We start from the raw sequence: 14,531 nt of genomic DNA on the forward strand, positions 1-14,531 counted from the left end.
ATATGGCAGAACTGACCACGTTGGCTCGTCCTTACGCGAAGGCGGCTTTCGAGTACGCCCAGGCTCATCAGCAATTGGCCGATTGGTCCGCTGCTCTGGGTGTGCTGGCTGCAGTGTCGCAGGACGACACCGTGCGCCAGCTGCTCAAAGAGCCTCAGCTGACCGCGGCGGCCAAGGCCGATGCCCTGATCGACGTCTGTGGCGACAAGCTCAACGCTCCGGCCCAGAACTTCGTGCGGACCGTGGCTGAAAACAAGCGCCTGGACTTGCTGCCGACCATCTCCGAGATGTTCGAGCAGCTCAAGGCCGAGCAGGAAAAGCTGGTCGAGGTAGAAGTCGTGAGCGCCTTCGCCCTGGACCAGGAACAGCAGGACAAACTCGCCAAGGCTCTCAGCGCCCGGCTCAGTCGCGAAGTGCGACTCCATGCGTCGGAAGACGCGAGCCTGATCGGCGGCGTGGTGATCCGCGCCGGTGACTTGGTAATCGATGGCTCGGTGCGCGGCAAGATCGCGAAACTGGCTGAAGCGTTGAAATCTTGAGTTTGAAGGGGCAGCGGCATGCAGCAACTCAATCCTTCCGAAATTAGTGAAATCATCAAGGGGCGCATCGAGAAACTCGATGTCGCCTCGCAAGCGCGCAACGAAGGCACCATCGTTTCCGTATCCGATGGCATCGTGCGCATCTTCGGTCTGGCCGACGTCATGTACGGCGAGATGATCGAATTCCCGGGCGGCGTCTACGGTATGGCGCTGAACCTGGAGCAGGACTCCGTCGGCGCCGTGGTACTGGGTGAATACCAGGACCTCAAAGAAGGCATGAACGCCAAGTGCACCGGCCGCATCCTGGAAGTTCCGGTCGGTCCGGAACTGCTGGGCCGCGTGGTCGACGCGCTGGGCAACCCGATCGACGGCAAAGGCCCGATCGATGCCAAGCTGACCGACGCCGTCGAGAAAGTGGCACCGGGCGTGATCTGGCGTAAGTCGGTAGACCAGCCGGTGCAGACCGGCTACAAGTCGGTCGACGCCATGATCCCGGTAGGCCGTGGCCAGCGCGAGCTGATCATCGGCGACCGTCAGATCGGCAAGACCGCCCTGGCCGTCGACGCCATCATCAACCAGAAAGACAGCGGCATCCGCTGCGTCTACGTGGCCATCGGTCAGAAGCAATCGACCATCGCCAACGTCGTGCGCAAGCTGGAAGAGAACGGCGCCCTGGCCAACACCATCGTGGTGGTTGCCAGCGCTTCCGAATCCGCTGCTCTGCAGTACCTGGCGCCGTACTCCGGCTGCACCATGGGCGAATACTTCCGCGACCGCGGCGAAGACGCCCTGATCGTGTACGACGACCTGTCCAAGCAGGCCGTTGCCTACCGCCAGATCTCCCTGCTGCTGCGCCGTCCGCCGGGCCGCGAAGCCTACCCGGGCGACGTGTTCTATCTCCACAGCCGCCTGCTGGAGCGCGCTTCCCGCGTTTCCGAGGAATACGTCGAGAAGTTCACCAATGGCGCCGTGACTGGCAAGACCGGTTCCCTGACCGCTCTGCCGATCATCGAAACCCAGGCCGGTGACGTGTCCGCGTTCGTTCCGACCAACGTGATCTCCATCACCGACGGCCAGATCTTCCTGGAAACCTCCATGTTCAACTCGGGCATCCGTCCGGCGGTCAACGCCGGTATCTCGGTATCCCGTGTCGGCGGCGCGGCCCAGACCAAGATCATCAAGAAGCTGTCCGGCGGTATCCGTACCGCGCTGGCCCAGTACCGTGAACTGGCGGCCTTCGCCCAGTTCGCCTCGGACCTGGACGACGCCACCCGCAAGCAGCTCGAGCACGGTCAGCGCGTTACCGAGCTGATGAAGCAGAAGCAGTATGCGCCGATGTCCATCGCCGAGATGTCGCTGTCCCTGTACGCCGCCGAGCGTGGCTTCCTGCAGGACGTCGAGATCGCCAAGGTGGGCGCCTTCGAACAGGCGTTGATCGCTTACTTCCAGCGCGAGCATGCCGCTCTGCTGGCGAAGATCAACGAGAAGGGTGACTTCAACGACGAAATCGACGCGGGCATCAAGGCCGGCATCGAGAAGTTCAAGGCCACCCAAACCTGGTAAGCCGCAGCGGGGGCCGGTAATGGCCCCCGCCTGCTAACCCGATAGGTGTGAAATGGCAGGCGCAAAAGAGATTCGCAGCAAGATTGCGAGCATCAAAAGCACGCAGAAAATCACCAATGCCATGGAAAAGGTGGCGGTGAGCAAGATGCGCAAGGCACAAATGCGCATGGCGGCCGGCCGTCCCTACGCGGAGCGCATTCGCCAGGTGATCGGCCATCTGGCCAACGCCAACCCGGAGTACCGTCACCCGTTCATGATCGAGCGCCCCGTCAAGCGCGTCGGTTACATCGTGGTGAGCTCCGATCGCGGCCTGGCCGGCGGCCTGAACATCAACCTGTTCAAGGCGCTCGTCAAGGACATGTCCGCCCAGCGTGAAGCCGGCGCGGAGATCGACCTGTGCGTGATCGGTGCCAAGGGCGCATCCTTCTTCAAGAACTATGGCGGCAACGTGGTCGCAGCCATCAGTCACCTGGGCGAAGAGCCGTCGATCAACGATCTGATCGGCAGCGTCAAGGTCATGCTGGATGCCTACCTGGACGGGCGTATCGATCGCCTGTACGTGGTTTCCAACAAGTTCGTCAACACCATGACCCAGAAGCCGACCGTGGAACAGCTGGTTCCGCTGGTGGCCGAGGACAACGAAGACCTGAAACACCACTGGGACTACCTCTACGAGCCCGATGCCAAGGCCCTGCTCGACGGCCTGCTGGTGCGCTACGTGGAATCCCAGGTGTACCAGGCGGTGGTTGAGAACAACGCCTGTGAGCAGGCGGCCCGGATGATTGCAATGAAGAACGCTACCGACAACGCCGGTGACCTGATCAGCGAACTGCAGCTGGTCTACAACAAGGCGCGTCAGGCGGCGATCACCCAGGAAATCTCGGAAATCGTCGGCGGCGCTGCCGCGGTGTAAGAACAGGTTCAAAATTCAGAGGAACCAGACATGAGTAGCGGACGTATCGTTCAAATCATCGGCGCCGTGATCGACGTGGAATTCCCGCGCGATGCCGTGCCGAGCATCTACGAGGCCCTGAAGGTTCAGGGCGTCGACACCACCCTGGAAGTCCAGCAGCAGCTGGGCGACGGCGTGGTCCGTTCCATTGCGATGGGTTCCACCGAAGGCCTCAAGCGTGGCCTGAACGTGGAAAGCACCGGCGCAGCCATCTCCGTCCCGGTCGGTAAAGCGACCCTGGGCCGCATCATGGACGTACTGGGCAACCCGATCGACGAAGCCGGCCCCATCGGCGAGGAAGAGCGCTGGGGTATCCACCGCGAGGCTCCCTCCTACGCTGACCAGGCTGGCGGCAACGAGCTGCTGGAAACCGGCATCAAGGTGATCGACCTGGTCTGCCCGTTCGCCAAGGGCGGCAAGGTAGGCCTGTTCGGTGGCGCCGGCGTCGGCAAGACCGTGAACATGATGGAGCTGATCCGCAACATCGCCATCGAGCACAGCGGTTACTCCGTGTTCGCTGGTGTGGGCGAGCGTACCCGTGAGGGCAACGACTTCTACCACGAGATGAAGGACTCCAACGTTCTCGACAAGGTAGCCCTGGTCTACGGCCAGATGAACGAGCCGCCGGGCAACCGTCTGCGCGTGGCGCTGACCGGCCTGACCATGGCCGAGAAGTTCCGTGACGAAGGCCGCGACGTACTGCTGTTCATCGACAACATCTACCGTTACACCCTCGCCGGTACCGAAGTATCCGCACTGCTGGGCCGTATGCCTTCCGCAGTGGGCTACCAGCCGACCCTGGCCGAGGAAATGGGCGTGCTGCAAGAGCGCATCACCTCCACCAAGCAAGGCTCGATCACCTCGATCCAGGCCGTCTACGTTCCCGCGGACGACCTGACCGACCCGAGCCCGGCGACCACCTTCGCCCACCTCGACGCCACCGTGGTACTGTCCCGCGACATCGCCTCGCTGGGTATCTACCCGGCCGTGGACCCGCTGGATTCCACCTCCCGTCAGCTGGACCCGCTGGTCATCGGCCAGGATCACTACGACACCGCTCGTGGCGTGCAGTACATCCTGCAGCGCTACAAGGAGCTGAAGGACATCATCGCGATCCTCGGCATGGACGAACTGTCCGAGTCCGACAAGCTGCTGGTGGCCCGTGCTCGTAAGATCCAGCGCTTCCTGTCCCAGCCGTTCTTCGTGGCAGAAGTCTTCACCGGCTCGCCGGGCAAGTACGTCTCCCTGAAGGACACCATCGCTGGCTTCAAAGGCATCCTCAACGGCGACTACGACCACCTGCCGGAGCAGGCGTTCTACATGGTCGGCGGCATCGAAGAAGCCATCGAGAAAGCGAAGAAGCTGTAATCCGTGCGCCCGGCAACGGGCGCTTACGTGAGGCAAGGGTATGGCTATTACTGTCCACTGCGACATCGTCAGCGCCGAAGCGGAGATCTTCTCCGGACTGGTCGAGATGGTCGTTGCGCACGGTTCCCTCGGCGATCTGGGTATCGCCCCGGGCCACGCGCCGCTGATCACCGAGCTCAAGCCGGGTCCGATCCGCGTGGTCAAGCAGGGTGGCGAGCAGGAGGTGTACTACATCTCCGGCGGTTTCCTCGAAGTCCAGCCGAACATGGTGAAGGTCCTGGCCGACACCGTGATCCGCGCGGGCGACCTCGACGAAGCGGCCGCTCAGACCGCGCTGAAGGAAGCTGAGAAGGCTCTGCACGCCAAAGGTGCCGAGTTCGACTACAGCTCCGCTGCAGCCCGCCTGGCCGAAGCCGCAGCGCAACTGCGCACGGTCCAGCAGGTTCGCAAGAAGTTCGGCGGCTGAGCCGGCTCGCAACGGCCAGGGTCTTCGGAGTCGGCGACGAATCCGGGGCCCGGGCTTTAGCGACCTAGGGGAAAAGGGTAGCCTTGGCTACCCTTTTTCTTTTTCTACATCCAGCGTTACCAGGACGGTCCAACTTCATGTCCCTCGAAATCGTCATCCTCGCCGCCGGCCAGGGCACGCGCATGCGCTCGGCCCTGCCGAAAGTCCTCCATCCGGTCGCCGGCAAACCCATGCTGGCCCACGTGATCGATACCGCCCGTGGCCTCGCCCCGCAGCGCATCCACGTGGTGATCGGGCATGGCGCCGAACGGGTGCGCGAGCGCCTGCAGGCCGATGACCTGAATTTCGTGGTCCAGGAACAACAGCTGGGCACCGGCCACGCCGTGGCCCAGGCCGCGCCCTACCTGAGCGCCGAGCGTGTGCTGATCCTCTACGGCGACGTGCCGCTGATCGAGCTGCCGACCCTCGAACGCCTGCTGCAGCAGGCCAGCGCCGAGCAACTGGCGCTGCTCACCGTGGAGCTGGACGACCCCACCGGCTACGGCCGGATCATCCGCGGCCAGGACGGCGAGGTGAAGGCCATCGTCGAACAGAAGGATGCAAGCGCCGAGCAGCGCGCCATCCGCGAGGGCAACACCGGCATCCTCTGCGTGCCGCGCCAGCGCCTGGAAGGCTGGCTGGGCCGGCTGTCCAACGCCAACGCCCAGGGCGAGTACTACCTCACCGACGTCATCGCCATGGCGGTGGCCGACGGCCTGCGCGTGGCCACCGCGCAACCCCAGGCGGCCATGGAAGTGCAGGGCGCCAACGACCGCCTGCAGCTGGCCGAGCTGGAGCGCTTCTACCAGCTGCGCATCGCCCGCCGCCTGATGGCCCAGGGCGTGACCCTGCTGGACCCGGCGCGCTTCGACGTGCGCGGCGAGGTCAACGCCGGCCGCGACGTGCAGATCGACGTCAACGTGGTGCTGGAAGGCCGCGTGGACATCGAGGACGAAGTACAGATCGGCCCGAACTGCACCATCCGCAACAGCGTCCTGCGCCGCGGCGCCATCATCAAGGCCAACAGCCACCTGGAAGGCGCCGACGTCGGCCCCGGCAGCGACGTCGGCCCGTTCGCCCGCCTGCGCCCCGGCAGCGTGCTGGAGAGCCAGGTGCATGTGGGTAACTTCGTCGAGCTGAAGAACGCCCACCTGCACGAGGGTGTGAAAGTCGGCCACCTGACCTACCTGGGCGACAGCGAGGTCGGCGCGCGCACCAACATCGGCGCCGGCACCATCACCTGCAACTACGATGGCGCCAACAAATGGCGCACGGTGATCGGCGAAGACGTGTTCATCGGCTCCAACAACTCGCTGGTGGCGCCTGTGGATATCGGCGCCGGGGCCACGACCGGCGCGGGTTCCACCATCACCGCCGAGGTCCCGGCGCAGACCCTCGCGGTTGGCCGCGCCAAGCAGCGGGTGATCGAGGGCTGGAAGCGCCCGGAGAAGATCAAGAAGTCCTGAGGGGCTGTGGATAAACCGACATCCACACCCGCGCGGAGCCTGCCGTGAAGTTATGCACAGGCGCCCACGGCCGTCGCGTCCCCGGCTGATTCATCCACAGGGACGGCTTTCTGCCCGGCGCCCAGGCGTCGGTTCCTGTTCCTGGAGTTATCCACATGCTCGGCGTCGCCGTCCTGATCTTCCTGATCACCGACCCCTTCGGCAACATCGCGGTGTTCCTCGCCGCCCTCAAGTCGGTGCCGGCCGAACGCCGGCTCAAGGTCGCGCTGCGCGAGCTGCTGTTCGCCCTCGGCCTGCTGCTGCTGTTCCTCACCCTGGGCGAGCACATCCTCACCGGCCTGGGCCTGTCCAGGGAGGCCACCGGCATCGCCGGCGGCATCATCCTCTTCGTGGTCGCCATGCGCCTGATCTTCCCCACGCCCCAGGGCGTGCTCGGCGACATGCCCGACAGCGAGCCGCTGCTGGTGCCCCTGGCCACCCCGGCGGTGGCCGGGCCTTCGGCGCTGGCCATGCTGATCACCCTGCGCACCACCTACACTGGTCCGCTATGGGAGCTGTACCTGGCGGTGATCCTGGCCTGGGCCGCCACCGCGCTGATCCTGCTGCAGGCTTCCTTCCTGCAGCGCTTCCTCGGCCCGCGCGGGCTCACCGCCGTAGAGCGCCTGGCCGGCATGCTGCTGATCATGCTCAGCGTCAACATGCTGCTGCAGAACCTGCGTAGCGTGCTGCACATCGTCGGATGACCGTGGAGCCACCATGCGCCACCTGTGCCTGATATTCGCCACCCTGCTGCTGGCCGCCTGCGCCGGCCGGGGCGGCCTGGAAATCGACCGCGAGCACCCCTCGCGCAACCAGGACAGCCGTGTCCAGTACATCATCATCCACTACACCTCGGCGGACCTGCCGCGCTCGCTGCAGCTGCTCACCCGCGGCGAGGTCAGCGCCCACTACCTGATCGGCGCCAATCCGCCGACCATCTACCAACTGGTGGACGAGAACCGCCGCGCCTGGCACGCCGGGCAGAGCGAGTGGCAGGGGCGGACCTGGCTGAACTCCACCTCGATCGGCATCGAGCTGGTCAACCCTGGCTACCGCGAGACCTCCGAAGGGCGGGTGTGGACACCTTATCCACAGGGCCAGATCGATGCCCTCATCCTGCTGCTGAAGGACATCGTCAAGCGCCAGGGCATCACCCCCGAGCACATCCTCGGGCACAGCGACATCGCCCCGCAGCGCAAGGTCGATCCGGGCCCGGCCTTCCCCTGGAAGCGCCTGGCCGACGCCGGCCTGATCCCTTGGCCGCAGCCGGGCGACCTGGCGCATCGCCTGGCCGAGCTGAACGGCCAGCTGCCGGCGCCCGGCTGGTTCCAGCAGCAGTTGGCGCGGCATGGCTACGCGGTGCCGCTCAATGGCCAGCTGGACGAGGCGACGCGCAACGTCATCGCCGCCTTCCAGATGCGCTACCGGCCGGCGCGCTTCGACGGCGTGCCGGACCTGGAGACCGCCGCGCTGCTGCTGGCGGTGCCCACCTCCATGGCCGCGCCGGCGGTTCAGACCGGCAGCAGCATGTAGATGCGCGTGCCCTGGCCGGGCTGCGAGCGCACGCCGATGCGCCCGCCGTGCAGCTGCACGATCTCCTTGCACAGGGCCAGGCCCAGGCCGGCCCCGCCGCTGCGCCGGCCCACCTGCACGAAGGGCTCGAAGATGCGCGCCTGCTGGCTGTAGGCGATGCCCTCGCCGGAGTCCTCCACCGCCAGCATCAGCCATTGGCTCTGGCGCTGGGCGAGCAGCTGCACGCTGCCGCCCTTCGGGGTGTGGCGCAGGGCGTTGCCCAGCAGGTTGTCCAGCACGCGCTCCAGGCGCAGGCGGTCGACGCTGAGGACCGGCAGCCGGTCCTCCAGCACTATCCCCAGGCCGATGCCCTGGGCCTGGGCGCGGGCGAGGAAGCGCTGGCGCGCCTGTTCCAGCAGCTCGCCCACCGCGCAGGGCTGGCGGTCGAGCTTCTGCTGGCCGTCCTGGTAGCGGGAGAAGTTCAGCAGGTCGTCGATCAGCCGCACCAGACGCTGCATTTCCTCGTCGACGGTGTCGGCCAGCTCGCGCTCGCGGCTGCCCTCGGGCAGCGCCAGGCGTTCGCGCAGCAGGGCGAAGGCCATGTGCAGGCCGGTGACCGGGGTGCGCAGCTCGTGGGAGGCGCGCAGCACGAATTCGCTGCGCACCCGCTCGAAGGCGCGCAGCTCGGTGACGTCGCGCAGCACCAGCACCGCGCCCATGTTGCGCCCGTCGTCATGGGTGACCGGGGCCAGGGTCCAGGCCAGCAGGCGGTTTTCGCCGCCGATCTCGACCTGCAGGTCCTGGGGCGTATCGTCGCCCATCGACTCGCCCTGCAGCACCAGGCCGGTGGCCTGCAGCAGCTCCTGGTTGTCGATCAGCTCGCCCAGCAGCTGGCCATGGGGGTCGGCCCGGGAGAACAGCTGGCGGCTGGCCACCGGGTTGGCGTGCTCGATGCGGCTGCGCCGGTCGATGATCACCAGGCCGTCGTCGATGCTGTCGAGCACCGCCTGCAGGCGCCGCTGGCCGGCCAGCACCGCCTCGATGTTGGTCGCCTTGTACTCGGCCAGGGCCTGGGCCATCAGGCCGAAACGCCGGCTCAGCGAGGCCATCTCGGCTTCCCGCGAGACCGGCAGGCTGACCTCGAAGTCGCCCTTGCCGATGCGGTCGGCGGCCTGCGCCAGGGCCTCGATGGGGGCGCCGAAGCGGCGGGCGATGCCGTGGGCGGTGACGAAGCCGATCACCAGCATGGCCACGCCCACCAGCCCCAGCAGGCTGGCGATCAGCCAGGCGTGGCGGCGCGAGCTGCGCTCCGCGTCGCTGATGGTCTGGATGGCGTGGTTGTGCAGCGCCAGCAGGTACTGGTGCAGGGAGGTGAAGGTGCGGCTGAAGTCGCTCTCCACCACCAGGCTCCAGCGGTTGCTGCCGGAGGAGCTGACCTGGCCCTGGAACTCCTGGTTGGCCTGGTCGATGCGCTCGTAGAGGGTGCGCTCGACGTCGCTGGCGGCTTTCGCCCGGCCTTCGGCGAGGTAGCGGTCGAACTGCTCGCGCAGCCGCGCCAGGCGCTGCGCGTCGGGGCTGTCGCTGAGCAGCTGGGCCAACTGGTCGTCCAGCGACTGGCGCAACTGCTGGCTGCTGGCGATGGTGGCGAAGTTGTGCGAGATCAGCCGCTCCTGTTCGCGGCCCATCAGCATCACGCTGAACACCCCCAGTAGCAGGCCGATCAGGGCCAGGGTGATCAGCGCCGAGATGCTGAGGAACATCCGCGAGCGCAGGGTCAGCGCGCGCTTCACAGGTTGTACTGCTTGCGCTTGCGGTACAGGGTGGAGGCGTCGATGCCGAGGATCTTCGCCGCCTGGTCGAGGGTCGGGGCGCTGGCCATCACCGAGGCGATGTGGGCCTTCTCCAGCTCCTCCAGGCTCAGCGCCTCGCCGACCCGCGGCACGGCGGCGGCGCCGCTCTGTTCGCCGAGCCCCAGGTGCTCGGGCTCCACCAGTTCCTGGTTGCAGATGATGCTGGCGCGCTCGATCACGTTGCGCAGCTCGCGCACGTTGCCCGGCCAGGCGTACTGCCGCAGCAGCGCGGCCGAGGCCGGGCTGAAGCCGCGGGCCGGGCGCCCGTAGTCCTTGACGAAGCGGGCGAGGAAGCGCTCGGCCAGGCCCTGGATGTCCTCGGCGCGCTCGCGCAGCGGCGGCAGGTTGAGGACGATGACGTTGAGGCGGTAGAGCAGGTCTTCGCGGAACGCCCCCTGGGCCACCATGCCGGCCAGGTCGCGGTTGGTCGCGGCGAGGATGCGCACGTCGGCGCGGCGCGTCACCGGGTCGCCGACGCGCTCGTATTCCTTGTCCTGGATGAAACGCAGCAGCTTGGCCTGCAGCGGCAGCGGGAAGTCGCCGATCTCGTCGAGGAACAGGGTGCCGCCGTCGGCCTGGCTGATCCGCCCCTGGGTGCTCTCGCTGGCGCCGGTGAAGGCCCCGCGGTTGTGGCCGAACAGCTCGCTCTCCATCAGCTCGGCGTTCAGCGACGGGCAGTTGATGGTCACGCAGGATTTCTTCGCGCGCTTGCTCCAGGCGTGAATGGCGCGGGCCAGCTCGCCCTTGCCGGAGCCGGATTCGCCGAGGATGAGGATGTTGGCGTCGGTGGCGGCTACCTGGCGCGCGGTCTCCAGCACCGCGGTCATCGCCGGGCTGTGGGATTCGAGCTGCTCGGCCTGGCTGGCCTGGGCGCCCTCCAGGGCCTCCAGGCGCGCGGTGAGCTGGCGCACCTCCAGCTGCTTGGCCGCGGCCAGGCGCAGCTGCTCGGGGCTGCAGGGCTTGACCAGGTAGTCGGCGGCGCCGGCCTGCATGGCGTCCACGGCGGTGTCCACGGCGGAATGCGCGGTGACGATCACCACGCGCATCCAGGGCGCCTGCAGGCGCATCTGGGCCAGCACGTCCAGGCCGTTGTCCTCGCCCAGGCGCAGGTCGAGGAAGCACAGGTCGAAGACCTGGCGTTGCAGCAGGGCATCGGCCTGGGCCGCGCTGGATGCGGTGGCCACGCTGTAGCCCTGGTCCTCCAGGCAATAGCGGAAGGTGCGCAGGATGGCGGGTTCGTCGTCGACCAGCAGGATTCGGCCAAGCGTCTCCGGAGTGGGGTCCATTCGGGGTGCCTCGTAGTAGGAAATTCCTTTCGCGTATGCGTCTTTTAGTCCAGGAAATTTCTTGCAAGTTGCAATGAAAGTTAGACGCATCTCTGAAGGACACCGGCGCCTCTGGCGAAGGAAAGCGGACGGGAAGGGGAACGACCTGCCGGGTCCCGTGCAAAACGCACGGCCGGAACCGGCCTGTCGTGCAGGATGCGCGCTGCCGAGGGCCCGCCGATTTTTACAAACCATTGTTTTAAAAGGGATTAGTCAAAGTCATCGACCTGGCACGCGGCGTGCGAGACAGGTTGCGGGAGGCCCGGTGCACCCGCACCGGCCGATCACCAGTCCTTCGGGAGGAGCACGTCGATGAACGCTGATGGAGCCAAGGGGGATTCGCTGGGGCGGCTGCTGTTGCTGGCCGTCGCCGTGGTCGTACTGCTGGACCGTTGGTATCCGGTCGCTCCACTGCCTTCCGCCGCGCCGGTGCAGGAACCTGTGTCCAGCGCTTTCCTCGGACAGCCGTCGAGGCTGCAGGACGAACGAATGGCCATCACGGAAGAGGCCGCCAGCACCGCGGTGGTCCGCCAGACCTCGCGGGTGAGCTGGGTGTTCTGAGGGGCGCGCACCGCCTTTCCATGACAGAGGAGACATTCCATGCTGAGCTGGGCTCTCACATTCCTGATCATCGCCATCATCGCCGGGGTACTCGGCTTCGGTGGCATCGCCGGCGCCGCGACCAGTATCGCCAAGATTCTCTTCGTGCTGTTCCTGGTGCTCTTCGTCATCTCCTTCTTCGTCGGGCGGCGCCGTGGCTGAGCCGCGCCCGCTGCGTCGGTTCCTGCTCGCGCTGCCGCTGCTGGCGGCCGGGCAGGGGTGGGCGGCCGACAACGACGCCATCTACCGCCTCAACGAGCTGCTGGACAGCGACCCGCAGTACCGCGAGACCTGGCAGGACCTGGTGAAGAAGGAAGAACGGCTGCCCGACTGGGTGATGAACCTGGACGGCACCGCCACCCCCATGCAGGTAGAGGAGGAGGACGGCGACAAATACCTGGTGGGTGAGCTGTGCAAGGCCCACGACTGCGCGGCCAACCGCCTTTACGTGGCCTTCAGCTGGAACAAGAAGGACGCCTACGCGCTCTACGTGCAGGTGCCGGAAAACCTGCCGCCGGACAAGTCGCCCAGCCGCCACGCCAGCTTCCGCTGGCTGGGCGAACCGGACGCCGGCATGCAGCAGCTGCTCGACGAGCAGCTCAAGGCCGATCCGAACTGGTACTGAAATCCGCGCCGGCAATGGCGCATGACCAGGGGGCCGGGATGCTGGGGGGAGTGGTGAGCCCGCAGCGACCCAGGGGTACAGGGAGTACCTCCGACGAGGGCCGGGTCAGGTGTGAGGCTGTGAGGGGGAGCTTCGATGGCTTCTGTGGAGCTTGTGGAAGTTATGGAGCTTGTGGAGCTTGAAGAGCCCCTCTCCCCAGCCCTCGGCTGCACGCCCCGCCCTGAAGGGAGAGGGGCAGTCCGCTGGCTGAAAGTTAAGGTTTCGGCCGGAAACCTTCGGAGTTGCCGGCTAACTCAGGAATACCCACGCACTCCGAACGGTCCCCTCTCCCTTCAGGGAGAGGGTTAGGGAGAGGGCGCTCTTGAACGGAGAGGGCGCTCTTAAGGCCCCATCACCCCACCTCCAACTTCCCTGATATCAATCAACCCCGACCCACCCCCCTGGCCCCCTAAAATATCCCCGCCGCGCCTGGTCACCCGGACGACCATCCATCGCGAACTGCAGGCCCCCACGCCTGCGTCACGGCAGCGCACCCGCGGCAGGGAAAGCGAATGCCTCCCCGAGCCTCGCTTTCCACCCACAGGGTTCGAAAAAAGCGGCCGCCACGGTCTTTTCAGCCCAATCCCATGCAAAAAAGCAATGGCCCGTGGGCCTGGAACACCCGTTCCATTTGCTTTTCCCCATGCCGATTGTGCATGGGGTAGCCGTTTCCGGCATTAGACGCGAAGAAGGGGGGTGGGAATCATGCGCCCTTTTTTTCGCCACCCCGGCCATCCCGGCGGCGGGCGAAACCCCCGACTTCCACAAGAACCAAGGGTGAACACACTATGGGCAAAGCCAAGCTCAGCCTCGCCTGGCAGATCGTCATCGATCTGGCACTGGGCATCGCCATGGGTACCGTGCTGAACCACTTCAGCGCGGAAAAGGCCTGGTGGATCAGCAACATCCTGCAGCCGGCGGGCGACATCTTCATCCGCCTGATCAAGATGATCGTGGTACCGATCGTCATCTCCTCGCTGATCGTCGGCATCGCCGGCATGGGCGACGCCAAGAAGCTCGGGCGCATCGGCCTGAAGACCATCGTCTACTTCGAGATCATCACCACGGTGGCCATCGTCGTCGGCCTGGTGCTGGCCAACCTGTTCCAGCCCGGCGCCGGCATCGACATGAGCACCCTGGGCACGGTGGACATCTCCAAGTACGCGCAGACCGCCAAGGAAGTGGAACACCACCACGCGTTCATCGAGACCATCCTCAACCTGATCCCGTCGAACATCTTCGCCGCCATGGCCCGCGGCGAGATGCTGCCGATCATCTTCTTCTCGGTGATGTTCGGCCTGGGCCTGTCGTCGCTGCCGGCGCCCACCCGCGAGCCGCTGGTGAAGATGTTCCAGGGCGTGGCCGAGGCCATGTTCCGCGTCACCCACATGATCATGCTCTACGCGCCGGTCGGCGTGTTCGCGCTGATCGCCGTGACCGTCGCCAGCTTCGGCTTCGCCTCGCTGCTGCCGCTGGCCAAGCTGGTGCTGCTGGTGTACTTCGCCATCGCCTTCTTCGCCTTCATGGTGCTGGGCCTGGTGGCGCGGCTGTTCGGCTTCTCGATCATCAAGCTGATGCGCATCTTCAAGGACGAGCTGGTCCTGGCCTATTCCACCGCCAGCTCCGAGACCGTGCTGCCGCGCATCATCGAGAAGATGGAAGCCTACGGCGCGCCCAAGGCGGTGAGCAGCTTCGTGGTGCCCACCGGCTACTCGTTCAACCTCGACGGCTCGACGCTCTACCAGAGCATCGCGGCGATCTTCATCGCTCAGCTCTACGGCATCGACCTGTCCATCGGCCAGCAACTGATGCTGGTGCTGACGCTGATGGTCACCTCCAAGGGCATCGCCGGCGTGCCGGGGGTGTCCTTCGTGGTCCTGCTGGCCACCCTGGGCAGCGTCGGCATCCCCCTGGAAGGCCTGGCCTTCATCGCCGGCGTCGACCGCATCATGGACATGGCGCGCACCGCGCTGAACGTCATCGGCAACGCCCTGGCGGTGCTGGTGATCTCCAAGTGGGAAGGCATCTACGACGGCAAGCAGGGCGCGCTCTACTGGCAGGCGGTGGAACAGGGCCGCGGCGAAGAGCTGCTGAGCGACGCCCGGCAGAACACCGCGCACTGAGCCAGGCCGAACGGCGGATAACGCT

The 14,531-nt window shown here is 66.2% G+C and carries 14 protein-coding genes; 12 read left to right on the top strand and 2 right to left on the bottom strand.

The annotated features are described in order from the left end of the window. Positions 1-2 precede the first annotated feature (2 nt). From IG194_RS13485 to IG194_RS13520, 8 genes are all read left to right on the top strand, one after another. Positions 3-539, top strand: coding sequence for a F0F1 ATP synthase subunit delta (locus IG194_RS13485; protein WP_009614408.1), 537 nt, complete (start codon positions 3-5; stop codon positions 537-539). A gap of 18 nt (positions 540-557) precedes the next feature. Further along, on the top strand, positions 558-2,102 hold the full coding sequence (gene atpA, locus IG194_RS13490; RefSeq protein ID WP_043270154.1) for a F0F1 ATP synthase subunit alpha: 1,545 nt from the start codon (positions 558-560) through the stop codon (positions 2,100-2,102). A 52-nt stretch (positions 2,103-2,154) separates the two neighbouring features. Then, on the top strand, positions 2,155-3,015 hold the full coding sequence (atpG, locus tag IG194_RS13495) for a F0F1 ATP synthase subunit gamma (RefSeq protein ID WP_009614400.1): 861 nt from the start codon (positions 2,155-2,157) through the stop codon (positions 3,013-3,015). 30 nt (positions 3,016-3,045) lie between these two features. Then, the gene (gene atpD, locus IG194_RS13500) at positions 3,046-4,422 is read left to right on the top strand and encodes a F0F1 ATP synthase subunit beta (protein ID WP_009614399.1); all 1,377 of its coding nucleotides are present in this window, start codon (positions 3,046-3,048) and stop codon (positions 4,420-4,422) included. Positions 4,423-4,462: 40 nt separating this feature from the next. Continuing rightward, entirely contained in the window at positions 4,463-4,888 is a 426-nt protein-coding gene (locus tag IG194_RS13505; RefSeq protein ID WP_009614398.1) for a F0F1 ATP synthase subunit epsilon, read from the top strand. A gap of 137 nt (positions 4,889-5,025) precedes the next feature. Further along, positions 5,026-6,393 (top strand): bifunctional UDP-N-acetylglucosamine diphosphorylase/glucosamine-1-phosphate N-acetyltransferase GlmU, encoded by a 1,368-nt coding sequence (glmU, locus tag IG194_RS13510; protein WP_043270156.1) that lies wholly within the window; start codon positions 5,026-5,028, stop codon positions 6,391-6,393. Between the two features lie 149 nt (positions 6,394-6,542). Next, complete coding sequence (locus tag IG194_RS13515; RefSeq protein ID WP_024128857.1) at positions 6,543-7,136, top strand: MarC family protein; 594 nt, start codon at positions 6,543-6,545, stop codon at positions 7,134-7,136. Positions 7,137-7,149: 13 nt separating this feature from the next. Then, positions 7,150-7,965 carry an N-acetylmuramoyl-L-alanine amidase gene (locus IG194_RS13520; protein WP_058487959.1) on the top strand — a complete coding sequence of 272 codons (816 nt, stop codon included), beginning with the start codon at positions 7,150-7,152 and terminating at the stop codon, positions 7,963-7,965. On the opposite strand, the gene IG194_RS13525 is transcribed toward IG194_RS13520, so the two are convergent. Beyond that, on the bottom strand, positions 7,944-9,704 hold the full coding sequence (locus tag IG194_RS13525) for an ATP-binding protein (protein ID WP_225617224.1): 1,761 nt from the start codon (positions 9,702-9,704) through the stop codon (positions 7,944-7,946). The genes IG194_RS13520 and IG194_RS13525 overlap by 22 nt on opposite strands. 26 nt (positions 9,705-9,730) lie before the next feature. Then, positions 9,731-11,080 carry a sigma-54-dependent response regulator transcription factor AlgB gene (gene algB, locus IG194_RS13530; protein ID WP_009614393.1) on the bottom strand — a complete coding sequence of 450 codons (1,350 nt, stop codon included), beginning with the start codon at positions 11,078-11,080 and terminating at the stop codon, positions 9,731-9,733. 351 nt (positions 11,081-11,431) lie between these two features. On the opposite strand from algB, the gene IG194_RS13535 reads away from it, so the two are divergent. From IG194_RS13535 to gltP, 4 genes are all read left to right on the top strand, one after another. Next, positions 11,432-11,680, top strand: coding sequence for a hypothetical protein (locus IG194_RS13535; protein ID WP_058487961.1), 249 nt, complete (start codon positions 11,432-11,434; stop codon positions 11,678-11,680). 39 nt (positions 11,681-11,719) lie between these two features. Then, on the top strand, positions 11,720-11,881 hold the full coding sequence (locus IG194_RS13540; RefSeq protein ID WP_009614390.1) for a DUF1328 domain-containing protein: 162 nt from the start codon (positions 11,720-11,722) through the stop codon (positions 11,879-11,881). Further along, a complete protein-coding gene (locus IG194_RS13545) occupies positions 11,874-12,344 on the top strand; it encodes an inhibitor of vertebrate lysozyme family protein (RefSeq protein WP_009614389.1) in 471 nt (156 codons plus the stop codon). The genes IG194_RS13540 and IG194_RS13545 overlap by 8 nt, the downstream gene beginning before the upstream one ends. Positions 12,345-13,171: 827 nt before the next feature. Beyond that, positions 13,172-14,506, top strand: coding sequence for a glutamate/aspartate:proton symporter GltP (gene gltP, locus IG194_RS13550; protein WP_058487962.1), 1,335 nt, complete (start codon positions 13,172-13,174; stop codon positions 14,504-14,506). The last annotated feature ends 25 nt before the right edge of the window (positions 14,507-14,531 follow it).

Source organism: Pseudomonas sp. ADPe (assembly GCF_014843515.1).
Classification (GTDB): domain Bacteria; phylum Pseudomonadota; class Gammaproteobacteria; order Pseudomonadales; family Pseudomonadaceae; genus Pseudomonas; species Pseudomonas citronellolis.

Bases quoted from the DNA above. Each gene is read 5' to 3' on its own strand.
- IG194_RS13485 (WP_009614408.1), top strand. From the start codon at position 3: ATGGCAGAACTGACCACGTTGGCTCGTCCTTACGCGAAGGCGGCTTTC.
- atpA (WP_043270154.1), top strand. From the start codon at position 558: ATGCAGCAACTCAATCCTTCCGAAATTAGTGAAATCATCAAGGGGCGC.
- atpG (WP_009614400.1), top strand. From the start codon at position 2,155: ATGGCAGGCGCAAAAGAGATTCGCAGCAAGATTGCGAGCATCAAAAGC.
- atpD (WP_009614399.1), top strand. From the start codon at position 3,046: ATGAGTAGCGGACGTATCGTTCAAATCATCGGCGCCGTGATCGACGTG.
- IG194_RS13505 (WP_009614398.1), top strand. From the start codon at position 4,463: ATGGCTATTACTGTCCACTGCGACATCGTCAGCGCCGAAGCGGAGATC.
- glmU (WP_043270156.1), top strand. From the start codon at position 5,026: ATGTCCCTCGAAATCGTCATCCTCGCCGCCGGCCAGGGCACGCGCATG.
- IG194_RS13520 (WP_058487959.1), top strand. From the start codon at position 7,150: ATGCGCCACCTGTGCCTGATATTCGCCACCCTGCTGCTGGCCGCCTGC.
- IG194_RS13525 (WP_225617224.1), bottom strand. From the start codon at position 9,704: ATGTTCCTCAGCATCTCGGCGCTGATCACCCTGGCCCTGATCGGCCTG.
- algB (WP_009614393.1), bottom strand. From the start codon at position 11,080: ATGGACCCCACTCCGGAGACGCTTGGCCGAATCCTGCTGGTCGACGAC.
- IG194_RS13535 (WP_058487961.1), top strand. From the start codon at position 11,432: ATGAACGCTGATGGAGCCAAGGGGGATTCGCTGGGGCGGCTGCTGTTG.
- IG194_RS13540 (WP_009614390.1), top strand. From the start codon at position 11,720: ATGCTGAGCTGGGCTCTCACATTCCTGATCATCGCCATCATCGCCGGG.
- gltP (WP_058487962.1), top strand. From the start codon at position 13,172: ATGGGCAAAGCCAAGCTCAGCCTCGCCTGGCAGATCGTCATCGATCTG.